Source organism: Paenibacillus sp. FSL A5-0031 (assembly GCF_001956295.1).
Classification (GTDB): domain Bacteria; phylum Bacillota; class Bacilli; order Paenibacillales; family Paenibacillaceae; genus Pristimantibacillus.
The window spans coordinates 115,832-132,919 of record NZ_MRTD01000005.1; the positions used below are offsets into that span (position 1 = coordinate 115,832).

Sequence of the window (17,088 nt, forward strand, 5' to 3'; positions counted from 1 at the left end):
TTATTTGCGGCGCCACTCTCTAACATACATAAATGAACCAATGGATACAGATCATGTTATATTTAATGAGTAGCACACCGCAGGAGGGAGTACAGAGACATGAATAGAGAAACGATACTAATGGTAGATGATGAGAAGGAAATACTAAGCCTAATGGAAATTTATTTTAAAAATGAAGGATTTACGATGCTAAAGGCATCCAATGGGCTTGAAGCGCTGGAGAAGCTTAATACGCATAAGGTGGATCTTATTATACTTGATGTGATGATGCCTGTTATGGACGGGCTTGAAGCGTGCATGAAAATTCGGGAGCAAAACCATATTCCAATTATTATGCTGTCCGCAAAATCGCAGGATATTGATAAAATATCGGGTCTTAGCCTCGGGGCGGACGAATATGTGACGAAGCCATTCAGCCCGCTGGTACTGCTTGCCAGCGTCAAATCGCATATCCGCAGAGCAAAGCAATTTCATTCGAAAGCGAGTCATAATGACAATGAAATCATCATCGATGATCTCATTATAAATACAGCTACGCACACGGTAACCGTTGATCGGCAGGAAATTAAACTAACGCCTCGTGAATTTTCTATTCTTAACCTGCTGGCTGTCAATCGCGGTATTGTCCTCAGTATGGACAAAATATATGAGAACGCATGGAACGAGCCTTTTATGGAATCCAAAAACACCGTTATGGTTCACATCCGTAAAATTCGAGAGAAAATTGAGAAGGACGCCCAAAATCCGAGATTTATCAAAACCGTTTGGGGAATAGGCTATAAAATGGATGCGCTATAGGCATCGTGTAAACCACGTCTTCCACCTGCCTATTTAGATGCAAACCTCGCAAATGAAGGTGCTGAAATGATGAAGAAAAAGAACAAATTCAACTTAAAGGCAGCTGCAGCAAGTTTAGGAGCAGCGGTGCTGTTTGCTGTGATTGGCTGGATGCTGCTGTGGTTTATGTTAGATATAAACCCATACGACAAGACAATCAAATGGGCAATTGAGAACATCGGATCAACGCCAATCGCAGCTGCTGCGGGTTTATTGATCTTTGTAATTTGCTACAGGAAGCTTGACCAGCGTGGGGCGAGTGATAATCCGAAAGGCTATAAGTTTTTCCGTACCATTCGTTTATCCTTTATCATTGCTTTCTTGCAAAGCTTAGGTCTTATGTTATGCTGCGTCATTGCAGGGCATTTGCTTGCCTATTTTCTTATACAATACACATCGTATAATCGTACATTAATTTGGATCGTAAACAATATCGGTTCTGCCCCTGTCATTGCTATTTTTGGATGTCTGCTTTTTCTAGCTTTATTTTTCTGGACAAGCAGGAACATGATTAACTATTTGAAGGAAATACGATTTGGCCTGCAGCAGCTGGGTGCTGGGGAGCTTGATTATGTTATTCCTGTCAAAGCGTCGGATGAGCTTGGAGAAATTGCAAGCAGCATAAATGGTCTAGGCAAGCAGTTCAATCAGCTGCTGCAGGATGAGCGAAATGCCGAAAAATCAAAAAATGATTTAATTACGGGTGTATCTCATGATCTGCGCACACCGCTTACGTCCATTTTAGGATTCCTTGAACTGATCGATCAGGATCGTTATCAGGATGAGGTAGAGCTTCGATATTTCGTTAACATCGCCTATGAGAAATCGAAGCATCTGAAACGATTGATCGATGATCTGTTTGAATACACAAAGCTAAACAACGGCATGCCGCTGGAGCTTGATGAACTAGACATTGTCGGCTTCGCACTTCAGCTTACGGAGGAGTTCGTTCCAAGCCTAGAGAAGGCAAAGATGACCTGCAATATTCAAACCAAGGAAAACACATTGTTCATTATGGCGGACGGGAATATGCTGGCGCGCGCCTTCGATAATTTAATGACGAACGCCATGCAATATGGCAGCACAGGCAAAATTATCGATTTGCAGATCGAGAATATAGAAGATCGAGCTGTCATTCGAGTTATTAATTACGGCGAGCAAATTCCGGCACAAGATGTTCCTTTTATTTTTGACCGCTTCTACCGTGTTGACCGATCACGATCTTCTGAATCGGGGTCTGGAGGAACGGGCCTTGGACTCGCGATTACCAAAAGTATTATCGAAGCGCAAAATGGACGAATATCGGTTAGCAGTTCCACTAAGGAAACGATATTCGAGATGAGCTTCCCGTTGGCGCATCTTGAAACTTAAGATTTCTTTAAGCATATGTTAAGCGGCTATAAACGCAGTCGATAAGATTTCTCCTCTACACTATCCATTAGTTGGGTAGTTGAGGGGGAAATCATAATGGATCAAAAGAAAAAAGCAGCACTAGCAATCGTCATTGCTGTCGCTATGATGGTTGGATGGCTGCTGACAGGATGTTCAAATGAGAACAAGGTAAACAGCGTTCAATTGATAGTAAATGGTACAAAGCTAGAGGGCGAGGCGCCTGCTATGATTCAAAACGACCGCTTGATGGTGTCGGCGCAATATTTGGAGCAAGCGTTTGACGAGCAGTTTGATTTATTCAGTATGTTTTCCAGTAAAAAGAGTGTTTATTATTCAGAGCAGGTCGCCGTCCTTATGTATCATGATATCGCAATAAAACCTCAGTCTGATGGCATTATTGCTGTGGAGCGATTTAAAAAACAAATGCAGCTCGTGAAGCAAAACGGCTTTCAAGTTATTACTATTGAACAATATATTAACTTCATGCAAGGAAAAGGCCATGTGCCGGACAATGCGCTGTTGATTACATTTGACGACGGCTATGAAAGCTTTTATAAGCTTGCTTATCCGATTCTGAAGGAATACGGTTATCCTGCTGTCAATTTTGTAATCGTCTCGACGATCGATGACCGTACGAAGCCGGGAACGCCCAAGCTGACTTGGGATCAGATGAGGGAAATGCAGCAAGCGGGAATGAGCTTTATGAGCCACACCTTTGATATGCATCGTTATGGAGCAGTGAATGAACACGGTAATGAAGCGCCTGTCATGTCCAAGCTTAATTATGATAAACAAAAGAAAAAGATGGAAACAAAGGCGGAGTACGTTGAACGGTTGAAAAAAGATTTGCTTAGGGCTGAGGATCGGCTGAAGAGTGAACTCGGCAATAAGGTGAGTGCGCTTGCTTTTCCATATGGTGCTTATAGTGAAGTTGTTCTGGAGCTGACAAAAGCGGTAGGCGTACCTATTACGTTTACGACGAAAGAAGGCATTAACGCTAAGTTTCATCACAATGGCTTTCGAATCAACGGGGCAAGAGCAGGTGAAACCGAAGAAGAGCTTATCCGTAAGTTGAAGGGCGATCATTCTGCTAAGCTGCTTATAGACGAGAAAGAGGTTCCTGACATTCATTTCTCCGAGAAATCTGGTACTGAGGTGCAAATGATTGCTTTGCGAGACATTGCAAATTATTATGATTGGAAAATCAATTGGCGTCGTGAAACAAAGCAAGTGGAAATCCAAACAAAACAATCGTAATCATTGCTTGTAAAAGGCTTGAAAATTCGACAAAACTAGTGCTTTCCATACATTTACAACAAATAGAGTCTCCTGTACAATGAGTAGAGTTTGTGAATAACAATAACCTGCTTATTGATGTTCGATAACAAAGGAGACGAGTGGATGAAATCATTTTTAGCAAGACCAAGCAAGTTATTGATTCTTTTATTAGCTTTAACACTTATTTTCGTTGCCGGTTGTCAAGCGGTTTCCAATCTTGATTTTAATACGGCGCTCAAAAATTCACTTAAAGTTACTTCGAGTGAAAGCAAGCAATCGTTAGAATTTAAGCTTTTGCTAGATGAGGAAGCCTATGAAGGTGCTCCTGAAGAGGAACTCGCCATTATGAAGCTGGTTTCCAATATGAAGCTTCAACTGGATCATGTTAAAGCGCAGGACAGCTCAAATATCTCCATGGATGGCAGCCTCATTTTTGGAGAAACGGCAAGTATTAAATTCTCATTGAAAATGTCTGATAAACTTGCTGTGATGGAGCTTGAGGGAGCGAAGCATCCTTTTGTGCTTGATCTGACGAGCGAGGGTTTGCTTGGTTTGACTGGGGTATCAGATTTGACGGGCTTGCCAGCGGGAGCAGCATCTGCTGAAGCTCCGGCAGTTGATGAAGCGGCGCTAACTGCGCTTGGCCACCAGATGCTGGATACGATTGGCTCGTATGTTATACATAACCTGCCAAATCCAGAACGAATTGAAGTGAAGCCAGTAAATGAATCCATTAATGGTTCGCCGACTTCATTGATGAAAGTGCATGTTGACCTCGATGGTCCTGAAATTTGGGCATGGGTGAAAAAATATGTTGATGCACTTGTTGCTGATCGTGCTGGTTTAGACAAGATGATAACAGGCGTGTTTGAGATTCTTCAGAGCAATCCAAATGTGTGGGCAGCTGCAGGTACGATTAACCCGTTTGAAGGCAGCGGATTAGATGCCGAGGATCCTAAGGAAGCGATCAAGGAAGCAACGGACGCTATCGCTCTTCTCTTAACGGAGCTGCAGGGCGAGCTGAAGCTGCTTGAGGAAGAGCCGGATGAAACATTAGATGAAATTTTCAGCAAGGACTTAACCATCAAAGCAGATGTTTATTTCGATAATAAGCTAGATATTCGGAAGCAAGCCTATGAGCTTTCTTATGTTCCAACAGTGGATCTAGAATACGGTATTTTGCCGGTTAAAGGGCTGACAATCAAGGTTGAAAGCGAAACTTGGAATGTAAACGGCGATGTAAAGGCAGATGCGCCTGTAGCATCCAAGACGGATATTTCTTTAGATAAGCTTCTTGGCATGCAAGGTTATCAAGTATTGAAGCAATTTGATGAAAAATCATTTGCTTATGATTTATTGAAAAATAAATTGCATATCGGCAAGCAGAACATCACATGGTATCCTTCTGATTATTATAATCCTGTCATTTTGACTGCCGACAATATTACAATTATTCCTCTCCGCGATACGGTTGAGCAGTTGGGTGCTACCCTGACGTATGACGCAAAAACAAAAAGCTTAAAAGTTAATGATGGAGCTACAAATACGACCATTGTTCTAAAAAATGGCAGCGATACAGCCATCGTTAACGGTAAAAATGTAAAATGGGCGTTCCCGGTAACCGTTATTAACGGTACGACTTATGTTCCAGCGCGTAATTTGGCTGCAGCATTAAAAGCAAAGATTGGCTGGATCGACATGGGCGATGACATGAGAATATTTACGCTGGATCGGGAAGTCTAAGCAGCATAAGATCAAGTTAAATACAACGATGTGCAGAGGTGCGAGATGAAAAGGTTAACGACAGATGAGGCTTTCCGCGAAGCAGTGGCAAGCGAAGGGCTCACGATTGCAGTATTTAAGACGACTTGGTGCAAGGATTGCCATTTTATCGATCCGTTTATGCCGGATTTAGAACGTCATTATGAGGGCAAGGTTACTTTCATCGAGTTGGATCGCGACGATTTACCTGATCTTTGCTCCGAACTGAACATATTGGGCATACCGAGCTTTATCGCTTTCCGTGAAAGCAAGGAGCTAGTTAGATTCGTTAGCAAGCTGCGCAAATCACGCGAGGAAATCGAGGAATTCGTCGATCGTGCCATCCAAGTCAGCGACGCGCTGGCTCAAAAGTAATCGTTAGTCCGCGCCTTAGAGAATTCATTCTCTCAGCGCGGGCTTTCCTTTTTTTCAGTGCTTCTACTTGAAGTGTCACATTTTCAACATGGCTTTTGCCTTTTTTTATGGCTATAATTGAACTGTTATTAAAACATGAAATAAGGTGATTTTATTATGGTAACCGGGCGTTTTCGCGCGTTAGCTCTCGCTGCGTGCATCGGAATGCTTCTTGTACTGCTCGGCGGAGCATTAGTGACGAATACGGATTCTGGACGAGGCTGCGGTGATGACTGGCCTTTGTGTCATGGCAAATTTATTCCTGCTTATACAATTGAATCCATGATTGAATATTCACATCGGCTTGTGACAGGTTTTGAAGGTCTTCTAGTTCTCGCTACTGCCGTTGCAATGTTCCGTAAATTTAGGCAAAACCGAAAAAGCTACAAAGAGCCATTTTTTTATGCTGGCGGTGCATTGTTATTCACAATCATCCAAGCGTTAATGGGGGCGGCCGCCGTCATGTGGCCTCAATCGCCACCTATTATGGCCATACATTTTGGTATTTCATTAATCGCTTTTGCAGCAACACTGTTGTTAGTCATTTGGACGTTTAGAGCGAAAGACGGACCGCCAGTGGAGTTTAAAGTACCGCGTTCTATTTTCCCTCGCGTCCTGCTTACGGCTATCTTTTGTTACGTTGTTGTATATTTGGGAGCATTCATTAGGCATACGGAGTCTGGCGGCGGATGTCTGGGTTGGCCGCTTTGTAATGGTGAAGTGATTCCAGAGATTAGCGGAGCAACAGGAGCGGTATTTATCCACCGTGTGGCTGCTTTGCTGCTTGGTATCAGCCTTGCAGGATTGTATCTCCATATTCGTAAGGTCAGCCATGGCGGAGCTGGTTTAACGAAGCCTGCTGCGTGGACGCTCGGACTTGTCATTACTCAAATTTTCAGCGGCGCGCTTTTGACAGCTACGATTACAAACTCAGAGTGGTTTCTGTTCACCAATTTATTGCACAATCTGATTGTAACCGGATTGTTTGGATTATTAATGGACATATTAATTCGTTCATGGCGCCTCAGAGAAGGGCGCAAAGGATAGTAAAAGCATTTGAAATGATCAAAGTCAGCAATAGGCATGTTAATGTAGAAGGGACTGTTCGATGATGCTGCGTTTCCTGTTTGATGAACCCTTAAGAAAAGCGGAAGGAACCCTTGCAGAAACGTATCGTTTCATGGATCAGTTCATCTCCATTTTGTCCAAAAAAATGGCTGAGAGCGGAGCTGACGTTCAAAAGCTGCGCAAATATGAGATTTGGACGCTTGGACTTCGTTCTTCATTGGACGAGCTAGAGCAAAGCCATTATGTCGCCCTTCATTTTCAACATAAAATTACTTCCTCATCTCTCAAACAAATGACAGATGAGGAACGTATCCATTATAATCGTTATATCTACTTTGATAAAAACGCTTTTATCCGTGTATTTTCTTTGCTGGATAAGCTTGGTACGTTCCTTAATGAACTTCTCGATATGAGAACGGAGCGGATAAAGCCGCATTTTTCCTATTTCACCGTTTTGCGCAACATGCGGGAGAAGAAAGCTCATCCAGGGCTTACTTGGAAGCTGAATGATGTGAAGGAGAAATACAAGGAATCAACAACAAGGATGCGCAAGCGCAGAAACACCGAGATTCATTTTATGAACTCGGAGATGCAGGATGATCTTATTCAAAGCAGCCGTATGTACGGTGAAGAGATCAAGCTGGAAAATGTAGCAGAGCAATCCGCTGATTTGACGCAGGGTCTATATTTAGCGATGGAATCGCTGCGGCTCACGTATCAATACGCATGCGGATTGATGCGAAACAAGCAACCATAATCCCGAGGGGGGAAAACTCGTGGGACTCAAAGGGAAAACAGCATTAGTAACAGGCAGCGCTAAGGGACTCGGCAAACGAACGGCGCTCCAGCTTGCTGAGCAAGGCTGCAATGTTGTCATTAACTACTACGAGAGCGAGCTTGAAGCACAGCAGGTAAAGGCACAGATCGAGCAGCTTGGTGTAAAGGCAATTACCGTGCAAGCTGATATTGCTACGACTGAGGGCGTTGAGCGGCTTGCTGACGAGGCTGAGCGTTCATTTGGCGGCGTAGATATACTGGTCAACAACGCAGGCCCATTTGTCCGCAAGCGGCGTCTATTCAGCGAATATGATGAAGAGACTATTATTAGACTGCTCCACGGCAATTTGTTAGGCGTTATGCTGCTGGATCATCGCCTGCTGCCTGGCATGCGAGAGCGCAAATGGGGACGTATCGTTCACTTTGGCTTCGGACATGCAGGAGAAGCGCGGGCTTGGCCGCATCGAGCGGTATATGCCGCTGCGAAGACAGGACTTGTCTCGTTTACGAAGTCGTTAGCAGTCGAAGAAGCACCGCATGGCATTACCGTTAATTTAATTGGGCCTGGAGATATCCGGGGCGTCAACAAGGAACGATCTATTGCTGAGGTTGAGGAAGACTACGATAAAGAATCGCCGATCGGACGTCCAGGTACTGGCGAGGATGTAGCGCGTGTGGTGCTGTTTCTATGTGACCGGCAATCGAATTTCTTAACGGGCAATGTAATTGATGTCACGGGCGGCTTTGATCCAATCGTCGCCAATATTAAAGGGATGTTCTGATCTTATAGGATTTTAAAAAAAAGAGTCTTATCGTTAAGCTTCGGAGCTTGCTCCTATGCTGTCGATAAGACTCTTCATCATTTGTCATGCCTAGAGCAATCATGATTCGTTCTTATATTTTTAGAATACTTGAACGACTTCGATTACACCTTCAACTTCTTCAAGAAGTGCGCGTTCGATACCCGCTTTAAGCGTGATCGTCGAGCTTGGGCAGCTTCCGCATGCACCCATTAGGCGAAGCTTGATGATGCCGCCTTCAACATCGACTAGTTCAACATCGCCGCCGTCGCGCTGCAAAAACGGACGAAGCTTATCGAGTACGTCCAATACTTCATCGTACATCGTGTCTTGTACTTGTTCACTCATTGCAATCATCTCCTTTCTCCCCTATTATAGTACAAAGTGAAGCAATTGAAAATGGATAGTAACTTAGTAAAGTTAGGTGAGGCCTCATGTTTAAAACAATGATTGAGTTTTGTGCCAGTAATATGCACCACGGCACTGATCGTATAATGCAATTATTTGAGCAAAATGATGAATACGAAGTAACCGAATATGGCTGCTTAGGCAACTGCGGCGAATGTTATTTAAACCCATTTGCGTTAGTTGAGGGTGCAATCGTATCCGCAGACTCGGTAGACGAGCTGCACGACAATATTTTGAAAGCCATTGAGCAGCAAAAGGCAGATCAAGATGCGCTGGATAAGCTGCTCGATGATTTGTAATACGTTGTACTAGCCTAGGTGACGTTTAGATCTCCAAAGCACTCCACTCTTAACAAGGCGTGGCACACGGCCCATAATAGCGGTTCCGCCCATCAAGCCGAAGCCGCTTTTTTTGCCGAGTGAACCGAGAACGCCTTTTAGCTTGATTTTGCCAAGACGAGGTGTCTTATCATGCCAGATAGCCTGCAGTACCTCGGCAATTTGCTTGCCTTGGGCACCTGCGGCTTGACCGCTTGGCGACAGCGGCAGTGCTGCGCAGTCACCAACGATAAATACATCGGTATGATCGGGCAATTGATGGTATTCATTAATGATAAGTCTGCCTTGATTATCCTTCGGCAATTCCATTCGCTGCACGAGCGGTACAGGCTGGATGCCTGCTGTCCATACCGTTACATCTGTATAAATAGGTGTTGAAGAATTGCCATCATGCAAAATGCCGCCTTCGACTTTTGTAAGTCCGACATGGCCGCGCATTTCAACATGATGCTCTCCGAACCACTCCGCTACAAAGGATTGCAGCTTGCTCGGGAAAGCCGAAAGCACCTTAGGCCCGCGATCCAAAATACGAATGTTAAGATCAGGACGACTCTCGCGCAGTTCCGCTGCAACCTCGACACCGCTTAGCCCGCCGCCTACAATGGACACTTGGCCATAAGGTTTAACGTCATTGAGCTGAGCGTAGGTTTGTCTAGCGGCTGAGAAGGTCTGAATGCTCGTAGAATACTGCTCAGCGCCTTCAATCCCATGATATTTGTCCGTACAACCTAGGCCAATAACAAGCCATTCATACTCCATCGATTCTTGACCTTCGATATGAACAAGCTTCAGCTCCATATCCACATCGGTGACCTCGCCGTAAGCGAGTGAAATTCTTGGATCAACGGGAAACTTTACGCGAAGCTCCAGGTCTGAGACGGTTCCAGCAGCAAGCGCGTAATATTCCGTTTTTAAGCCTTGAAAAGGCATTCGGTCAATCAGTACGATGGAAACATCGATCGGCAACTGTTTTTCTAAGAGCTCGTTAGCTATGGCAAGACCGCCATAACCACCGCCCAAAATAATAAGTTTTCTCATATGATTTCCAACTCCACGTTTCTTGATGATGGTCTATTTTGTGCGTTCGTGTTGTAGATTACTCACTCGTAAACTTTAATTTCATTGTAAAAAGTATCGCGTTCCACCGGAATTCGTCCTGCGCCTTTAATGAGCCAAATGAGATCTTCGCGTGTTATGCCTTCAGGAGTTAGGGCACCTGCAGCATGGCTGATTTTTTCCTTCACAATCGTACCATGCGCATCCGATGCTCCCATCGTTAATGCAACTTGAGTAAGCTGTACACCAATGTTAATAAAGTAAGCTTTAATATGCTGGAAGTTGTCGAGCATCAAACGGCTGATTGCAATCGTCTTAAGATCCTCGAATGCTGAATTACGTCTGCGAATGCCGGCTCTTGGATTAATCGGCTGCATAGAAAGCGGAATAAATACTTGGAAGCCGTTTGTTTCGTCTTGAAGATCACGAATATGCATCATGTGGCGGATGCGGTCTTCTTTCGTTTCAATTGAACCATACAGCATGGTTGTGTGCGTGCGCAGGCCTAGTTCATGAGCAGTCCGGTGAACCTGCAAATATTGTGTAACGTCGGCTTTGTCTACACGCATTTTTTTGCGGTAATGATCTGATAATATTTCTGCGCCTCCGCCTGTTAGCGACTTCAGGCCGGCTTTCATGAGCTCCTCAAGCACCTCGCGGTAAGTTAAGCCGCTGATTCGGGAGAAAAAGTCGATCTCCGCTGCTGTATAAGCCTTAAGAGTTACGTCGGGATAACGCTCATTTAATGCTTTCAAAGAATCTACATAATATTGGAAAGGAACATTCGGATTATGACCGCCTACGATATGGAATTCCCGAACGCCAGGGTGGAAATGCTGTTCTACATATTCAATCATTTGCTCGCCGCTAAGCGTGTAGGAGCCTTCCTCGCCTTCATCCTTGCGGAAGTTGCAAAATGCACAATGGGCTTCACATACGTTCGTAAAGTAAAGACTCATGTTCTCAATAAAATAAACCTTCTTGCCGTTTTTGCGCAGGGCAACTTCATTTGCGAGCTGTCCAATTGTAAGCAGATCGTCTGATTGATATAAGAAAACACCATCTTCAAGCGTTAAACGCTGCCCATGACGCACTTTTTCAATAATGTGCTGCATCTTTGTATCCTCTGTCGGTATTATAACGTTCATGGCTAAGCCTCCTGATTTAAGTAGTTTGTGAAAAAAATAACTTTCTTTTCCGATTAAAGAAGCTGTAACTATTATAAACCTCATACGTAGCAGGGGCAATAAGAAAAGTATTGGCATTTACACAAATTGTAAATTTCATTTGTGGGCATGCTTCTATTGAGCAACTGAACAAACTGGAGTATACTACAAATAAGTAAGTGAAAAGTAAACAGCAATTAAAACGAATGATGGATAAACGGAGGGATGTAGCATGATCACAATCAGTGATACAGCATCTGACAAAATAAAAGAAATGCTTGCTGAAGAGGGCGGCCCTGAAATGTTCTTGCGCATAGGCGTAAAAGAAGGCGGCTGCAGTGGTTTTTCTTACGGCATGGGCTTTGATGATGAAGAGCATGAAGGCGATAAGGCTCTAGATATGGAAGGCCTTAAAGTGGTTGTAGATGGAGACAGCGTTAAATACTTAAACGGTCTTGTTATCGATTTTAAGGAATCGGCAATGGGCGGCGGCTTTACGATCGAGAACCCGAATGCAAGTGCAACTTGCGGCTGCGGTTCATCGTTCCGCACAGCGAAGGAAGCAGGAAAACCAGCTGCAGCAGGCGAGTGCTAATAACGAGCGGTGAATGTTATCTTCCGAAATGCGTATGAAATTCATATGCATTCCGGAAGTTTTTTTTGTTGTCGGTTTGGCTTTAAGTCTATAAATCGATCATCTTGGGGGATAACAGCGCATGAAATTTATTCGTGATTATAGACAGTTTATTGAGGTAGGCTGCACATCATGCAATAGAAAGCATACAGTTCAAACAGACAACTATACGATTTCCTCAGAAGGCTATGCGTTCCATTCACCGATCCAATGTGCTTGCGGTCACCTGGCGAGCACGGCAATAAAGGACAAGAGAACATGGACAACCATGAAAACAGAAAAAAATGAAATGATGAAAAGAAATAAAGCGACGACGATTAAGCTAATGTTAGTCATTGGTTTTACGATCGTATTTTTTGCCGGCGAAATGTTCTATTTGCTAAGCAAAAATGAAGCGGAGCAGAAGAGCGCTCAACACGATGCAGAGAAAGAGTCATCCAGCCTTATTGTTGTTCAAACGCAGGAGAACTTCTAATCATTATGGGATGAATGCAGGCATCAAAAAAATTTTCAAAACAGGTATAAGGCAGTAAAATGATGTGCATATTAGATTTGACGGTGTGAAGAGAGGTGTGGTTCCGTTGGACCTTTTGGTGCTAGGGCTACAGGAGGAACTTATTTAATCACTAAGCTTTTATGAAAGCGAGGGGTTGTGTCGCAGAGCATCTCTGAACACACACGCTAAGCGCAATCCATTAAAACGGAATGTGTACAAGCGGTGCCCAAGTAATCTTAACAATGTGAAGTGTTAGATGTGAAGACTCGTACGATCAAACACCGTCGAAGAAGGAGCCTGTAAAAGGGCTCCTTTTTTCTATGCCGAAATCGCGGTGCACTTAAGGCAATGATGGTTTGGATGGCATTAATTCAGGGAATTCCCTGACATACAAAGCATTTTCTTAGCTTTATAATAAGGTTAGAGATTGCTTGTATTTCCTGAAGGAGGAATGAGGATGAAGACGATAGAAGCGGAAATCGCTGCATACATCGAGCGATTGAAGAGGGAGACAGGCAGCGATTTCGCTATACTCGGCTTGATCGATACGGGCAAACGTAAGCTGCGCTGGTCCAAGGCGTCAGGCAGCATAAGTGAGCGCACACCGCTAGTTGAGCAGAAGTCGTCTGCGGGTTTGTCCGGTACTGCGATACGCTCCGGCAGAACCGCAAGCACAAGCTCGGCTATGACCGATACGGTGCGGTTCAAGTTAGGAGAGCCGATTCTGCTGACGGAGCAGCTGCGCATTGCTGCAAGCGTACCCATTCAAACGCCTAAAGGCATCTGCGGCGTTCTGCTTATCGGTAGACGCTCGGAGAAGACCTATGTCGCCGAAGAGCTGGAGAAGGCTTCACATATTACAGTAGAGCTTTCATCAATGCTCGTTTGATGATGGCTTTTTTTGACTATAAATACAATTCACTGCCTAATGTAAGCTATACTAGTATAGATAATAGAAATGATAGACTCATATCGACAGAGGTATCATTCCAGTGAGGGGAGAACAAGATGATTAAGCTGCTTATTTGTGATGATCATGCCATGGTCAGATCGGGTCTAGCAATGCTGCTGCACGGCAAGCATGATATCGAGGTAGTAGGGGAAGCCTCGGAAGGGGACGAAGCCATTCAGATGGCACAGCAATTAGTGCCGGATGTCGTATTGATGGATCTTAGTATGCCGCATGGCAAAGACGGGATGACAGCAACGACGGAGCTGAAGAAGCTGCTGCCTGAGACGGCGGTTCTTATTTTGACGATGCATGACGATGACGAATATTTGTTCCGTGCGATTCATATCGGAGCTTCAGGCTATATTTTGAAAAATGCGCCTCATGATGAGCTCATATCAGCTATCCAGTCGGTAGCGCAAGGAAATGCGTATCTTTATCCTACGGCTACCAAGCGGTTGATGAGCGAATATCTCGTCAAGCTGAAGCAAGGCGGGGAGGACAACAGCCCTTACAATACGTTATCTGAGCGCGAAAAGGAGATTTTGGGCTGGATCGCCAAAGGGTACTCAAATAAGGAAATAGCAGAAAGTTTAATTATTAGCGTAAAGACAGTCGAGACTCACAAAAGCCATGTGATGGATAAGCTCGGGCTTAGAACAAGGCCGGAGCTCATTAAGTTTGCGCTAGAGAAGGGGCTGCTGCATTTTGATTAAGCATGGCGGTAACAACTTTCGGCGAATGATTGGATCAGACGTCGATTATCTACTATCCGTTCTGGAGGATGAGATTGACGATAAGTCGATGCTTACGCAAGTTAATCAATCGCTTAAGCAGCTTGCAGATGTGAAGTTTGCACTGGATGAATCGTCAATCGTTGCGGTAACGGATCATAAAGGCCGCATTGAATATGTAAACGATAAGTTTTGTGAAATTTCTAAGTACAGCCGTGAAGAGTTAATTGGCAAGGATCATCGGATTATTAACTCCGGATTTCATGGGCGCGATTTCTTCCGCAAGCTGTGGGAAGTTATTTCAAGCGGCGAAGTATGGCGTGGCGAAATTAAAAATCGTGCCAAGGACGGCAGCTACTACTGGGTTAACACGACGATTGTTCCCTTCGTTGATGAAGCGGGCAATCCTTATCAATATTTAGCCATTCGCAGTGAAGTGACGCAGCGGAAGCGGGCTGAGCAAGAGCTGAAGGAAATGATGGTTAAGGTGATTGAAATTCAAGAGGAAGAGCGAAAACGAATATCGAGAGAGCTGCATGACGGGATTGGCCAAAGTCTCTTTTCGCTGCTTATTCAGCTTGACCGCATCATTGGAGATCACGATGATATTCCTGAGCTGGGCGCGCTTCGCAGCGATATATCAGGCGTGATGGAGGATATTCGTGGTCTGGCTTGGGAGCTGAGGCCATCAGTTCTCGATGATTTAGGTGTCGTTCCGGCAATAAGAACTTATGTGGACAATTATTCACAGCATTTTGGCATTCGATTGACGCTCACATGCAATTTAAAGAGCAGGCTGGGCATTATGAAGGAAACAGCTATTTATCGTGTCATTCAAGAAGCATTAACGAATATCGCGAAGTATGCCGATGTAGGCGAGGCTGAAGTGGTGGTTGAGGAGCTGGAGGAAGAGGTCGTCGTCAGCGTAACAGATCAAGGGCTCGGTTTCAGTCCTGATCGCATCGGCCACGGTGTAGGCTTATTCAGCATGGAGGAGAGAGCTCGCAGCATCGGCGGTTATTTGGATATTGTTTCGGAGCCTGGCAAAGGAGCAAAGGTGAAGCTTATTGTTCCTAAAGATAAGAATTCGGAAGGAAAAGGCGTAAACCTATAGGAGGAATTTCATGTATCGAGTTTTCATCATAGAGGACGACGATAAGATTGCTTCAATTCTCAAAAAAAATATGGATAAATACGGATTTGAGGCAGCCGTTGTTACACAGTTTCGTGAAATTATGCCGGAGCTGGAGGCTTTTGATCCGCATGTCATTTTGCTCGATATTAATTTGCCTTACTATGATGGATATTATTGGTGCAGACAAATTCGAGCACGTTCAAGCCTCCCTATTATTTTTATTTCTGCCCGTGCTGGCGAGATGGATCAAGTTATGGCTATAGAGAACGGCGGCGATGATTATATTACAAAGCCTATCCATTTGGATTTATTAATGGCAAAGGTGAAGAGTGTGCTAAGGCGAGCTTACGGGGAATATGCGGCATCCGGGTCTGCAGCAGCAGAAACGGGCGTTGCCTCGCAAACAGGGGAGCTGTCAGCTGGTGATCTCCGTCTTTACTTGAACCGTAATGAGCTTGAATGGAGAGACTTTCGCATTGAGCTGACAAAAAACGAGCAGCTGCTGGCTGAATGCTTGATGAAGCGGCAAGGCATGGTTGTTTCGCGGGAGCAGCTGCTTGAAGCGCTTTGGGACGATGTGCAATTCGTCGATGATAATACGCTTACGGTCAATGTGACTAGACTTCGGAAAAAGCTGGAGGAGCTTGGGCTTCCTAAAGCGATTGAAACGGTGCGGGGACAGGGCTATAAGCTCGTAATCGAAAATGCAGTAGGAGAAACGTCACGATGAGAGGCTTATCGCTGGCGTTATTTTTACGTGATCGTCTGTTATTTATATTTATGGCTTGTTTAATTATTTTACTCGCCGTCACCTTGCTTCTCCTTGAGCGTGAGCGATACCCAGGGTTAGTCGAGCTGGGTACGATTTATTATTTTATTGTTATTGCTTTATTTTTGCTAGGGACGTGGCTGGTCGTTGATTATTTGCGGCAGCGCACGTACTTTAAGCAAATGTTAGAGGCGATTGCACGGTCTGAAGAACTGCAAGCTTCAACAATCGTACAAGCTACAGTGACACAGGAGCAGAAGCTTGTCGCTAAAATGCTGGAGGAGCAGAGCAGGGCTTATTTGAACGAGCTTGGCAAATATCGAAGGCAGCAGGAAATACATAATCATTTTGTGCTGCAATGGGTGCATCATATGAAGACGCCTGTATCTGTCATCGATTTGCTCGCACAGGAGGTTTTGCAGCAGAACTCGTCCTCGCAGCAGGAACAGCAGCAGCTGGCGCTAAGTATGCAGGAGGAATCCGATCGGATGACGCGTGGGCTTGAGATGATGCTGTATACAGCTCGACTGGATAAGTTTGAAATCGACCTGCATGTCAAGCAGGTAGCGCTTCATGAGCTTGTGCGCTCGGTCATCAACGCCCATAAGAAGCTTTGCATCCGGTACTCCATTTTTCCTCGTGTCGAGGGGGAAGCATTCGTGGAAACCGATGAGAAATGGATGACCTTTGTGCTCAATCAGTTCATTAGCAACGCAATCAAATATAGTAAAAGCAAAGAAGGCGGCAAAAAACTGCTCTTTCAATTGGAGGCGTTCAGTGGCGGAGGAGGCAGGCTGCAGGTGACTGATGAAGGCATTGGTATTGCGCCGCATGATCTTCCACGCATCTTTGATCCTTTCTTCACAGGTGAGAATGGACGTACGGCGGGCGAGTCAACAGGAATGGGGCTTTATTTGTCTAAGCAGGTATGCAATCGGTTAGGTCATGAGATGACCGTTTCCTCGGTTCTCGGAGAAAGTACGACGGTCAGTGTCGCCTTCAAACCGCGCGGCATTCATATTATGGGCAGCGGAGGTAACGGAAGCTCAGGTTAGGTGACAAATTTGTAAGGTTGG

Annotated in this window: 19 protein-coding genes; 16 read left to right on the top strand and 3 right to left on the bottom strand. The window is 44.8% G+C overall.

Going from position 1 to position 17,088, the window contains the following annotated elements; genetic code table 11:
- The first annotated feature begins 99 nt into the window (after positions 1–99).
- From BK120_RS10850 to BK120_RS10885, 8 genes are all read left to right on the top strand, one after another.
- Positions 100–798: a response regulator transcription factor gene (locus BK120_RS10850; protein ID WP_076267519.1), complete on the top strand. Its 699-nt coding sequence runs from the start codon at positions 100–102 to the stop codon at positions 796–798.
- A gap of 66 nt (positions 799–864) precedes the next feature.
- Complete coding sequence (locus tag BK120_RS10855) at positions 865–2,208, top strand: sensor histidine kinase (RefSeq protein ID WP_256710850.1); 1,344 nt, start codon at positions 865–867, stop codon at positions 2,206–2,208.
- 96 nt (positions 2,209–2,304) lie between these two features.
- Positions 2,305–3,486 carry a polysaccharide deacetylase family protein gene (locus tag BK120_RS10860; RefSeq protein WP_076267520.1) on the top strand — a complete coding sequence of 394 codons (1,182 nt, stop codon included), beginning with the start codon at positions 2,305–2,307 and terminating at the stop codon, positions 3,484–3,486.
- Positions 3,487–3,630: 144 nt separating this feature from the next.
- The gene (locus BK120_RS10865) at positions 3,631–5,250 is read left to right on the top strand and encodes a copper amine oxidase N-terminal domain-containing protein (RefSeq protein ID WP_076267521.1); all 1,620 of its coding nucleotides are present in this window, start codon (positions 3,631–3,633) and stop codon (positions 5,248–5,250) included.
- Between the two features lie 45 nt (positions 5,251–5,295).
- Positions 5,296–5,643 (top strand): thioredoxin family protein, encoded by a 348-nt coding sequence (locus BK120_RS10870; RefSeq protein WP_076267522.1) that lies wholly within the window; start codon positions 5,296–5,298, stop codon positions 5,641–5,643.
- 156 nt (positions 5,644–5,799) lie between these two features.
- Positions 5,800–6,729, top strand: a complete 930-nt coding sequence (locus tag BK120_RS10875; protein WP_076267523.1) for a COX15/CtaA family protein — start codon at positions 5,800–5,802, stop codon at positions 6,727–6,729.
- A 61-nt stretch (positions 6,730–6,790) separates the two neighbouring features.
- Positions 6,791–7,507 carry a Cthe_2314 family HEPN domain-containing protein gene (locus tag BK120_RS10880; protein ID WP_256710851.1) on the top strand — a complete coding sequence of 239 codons (717 nt, stop codon included), beginning with the start codon at positions 6,791–6,793 and terminating at the stop codon, positions 7,505–7,507.
- 19 nt (positions 7,508–7,526) lie between these two features.
- Entirely contained in the window at positions 7,527–8,309 is a 783-nt protein-coding gene (locus tag BK120_RS10885; RefSeq protein WP_076267524.1) for an SDR family oxidoreductase, read from the top strand.
- A 120-nt stretch (positions 8,310–8,429) separates the two neighbouring features.
- Here the strand turns inward: BK120_RS10885 and BK120_RS10890 are convergent, their stop codons facing one another.
- Positions 8,430–8,675 carry a NifU family protein gene (locus tag BK120_RS10890; protein ID WP_054026871.1) on the bottom strand — a complete coding sequence of 82 codons (246 nt, stop codon included), beginning with the start codon at positions 8,673–8,675 and terminating at the stop codon, positions 8,430–8,432.
- Positions 8,676–8,761: 86 nt separating this feature from the next.
- Here BK120_RS10890 and BK120_RS10895 point away from each other — a divergent pair, with 86 nt between their 5' ends.
- A complete protein-coding gene (locus BK120_RS10895) occupies positions 8,762–9,034 on the top strand; it encodes a YuzB family protein (protein ID WP_076267525.1) in 273 nt (90 codons plus the stop codon).
- A gap of 9 nt (positions 9,035–9,043) precedes the next feature.
- Here BK120_RS10895 and BK120_RS10900 read toward each other — a convergent pair whose 3' ends face one another.
- The gene (locus BK120_RS10900; protein ID WP_076267526.1) at positions 9,044–10,111 is read right to left on the bottom strand and encodes an NAD(P)/FAD-dependent oxidoreductase; all 1,068 of its coding nucleotides are present in this window, start codon (positions 10,109–10,111) and stop codon (positions 9,044–9,046) included.
- A 62-nt stretch (positions 10,112–10,173) separates the two neighbouring features.
- Positions 10,174–11,277, bottom strand: coding sequence for an aminofutalosine synthase MqnE (mqnE, locus tag BK120_RS10905; protein WP_076267527.1), 1,104 nt, complete (start codon positions 11,275–11,277; stop codon positions 10,174–10,176).
- 250 nt (positions 11,278–11,527) lie between these two features.
- On the opposite strand from mqnE, the gene BK120_RS10910 reads away from it, so the two are divergent.
- The 7 genes from BK120_RS10910 (at position 11,528) to BK120_RS10940 (ending at position 17,067) form a co-directional block, all read left to right on the top strand.
- Positions 11,528–11,890, top strand: coding sequence for a HesB/IscA family protein (locus BK120_RS10910; protein WP_076267528.1), 363 nt, complete (start codon positions 11,528–11,530; stop codon positions 11,888–11,890).
- A gap of 121 nt (positions 11,891–12,011) precedes the next feature.
- Positions 12,012–12,404: a hypothetical protein gene (locus BK120_RS10915; protein WP_076267529.1), complete on the top strand. Its 393-nt coding sequence runs from the start codon at positions 12,012–12,014 to the stop codon at positions 12,402–12,404.
- A gap of 478 nt (positions 12,405–12,882) precedes the next feature.
- Positions 12,883–13,314, top strand: coding sequence for a GAF domain-containing protein (locus BK120_RS10920; RefSeq protein WP_076267530.1), 432 nt, complete (start codon positions 12,883–12,885; stop codon positions 13,312–13,314).
- A 119-nt stretch (positions 13,315–13,433) separates the two neighbouring features.
- Positions 13,434–14,090, top strand: a complete 657-nt coding sequence (locus BK120_RS10925; protein ID WP_076267531.1) for a response regulator transcription factor — start codon at positions 13,434–13,436, stop codon at positions 14,088–14,090.
- A 25-nt stretch (positions 14,091–14,115) separates the two neighbouring features.
- Positions 14,116–15,222, top strand: coding sequence for a PAS domain-containing sensor histidine kinase (locus BK120_RS10930; RefSeq protein WP_076267743.1), 1,107 nt, complete (start codon positions 14,116–14,118; stop codon positions 15,220–15,222).
- Positions 15,223–15,232: 10 nt separating this feature from the next.
- Complete coding sequence (locus tag BK120_RS10935; RefSeq protein ID WP_076267532.1) at positions 15,233–15,973, top strand: response regulator transcription factor; 741 nt, start codon at positions 15,233–15,235, stop codon at positions 15,971–15,973.
- Positions 15,970–17,067, top strand: a complete 1,098-nt coding sequence (locus BK120_RS10940) for a sensor histidine kinase (RefSeq protein WP_076267533.1) — start codon at positions 15,970–15,972, stop codon at positions 17,065–17,067. Before BK120_RS10935 ends, BK120_RS10940 begins: the two co-directional genes overlap by 4 nt.
- Positions 17,068–17,088: the final 21 nt, after the last annotated feature.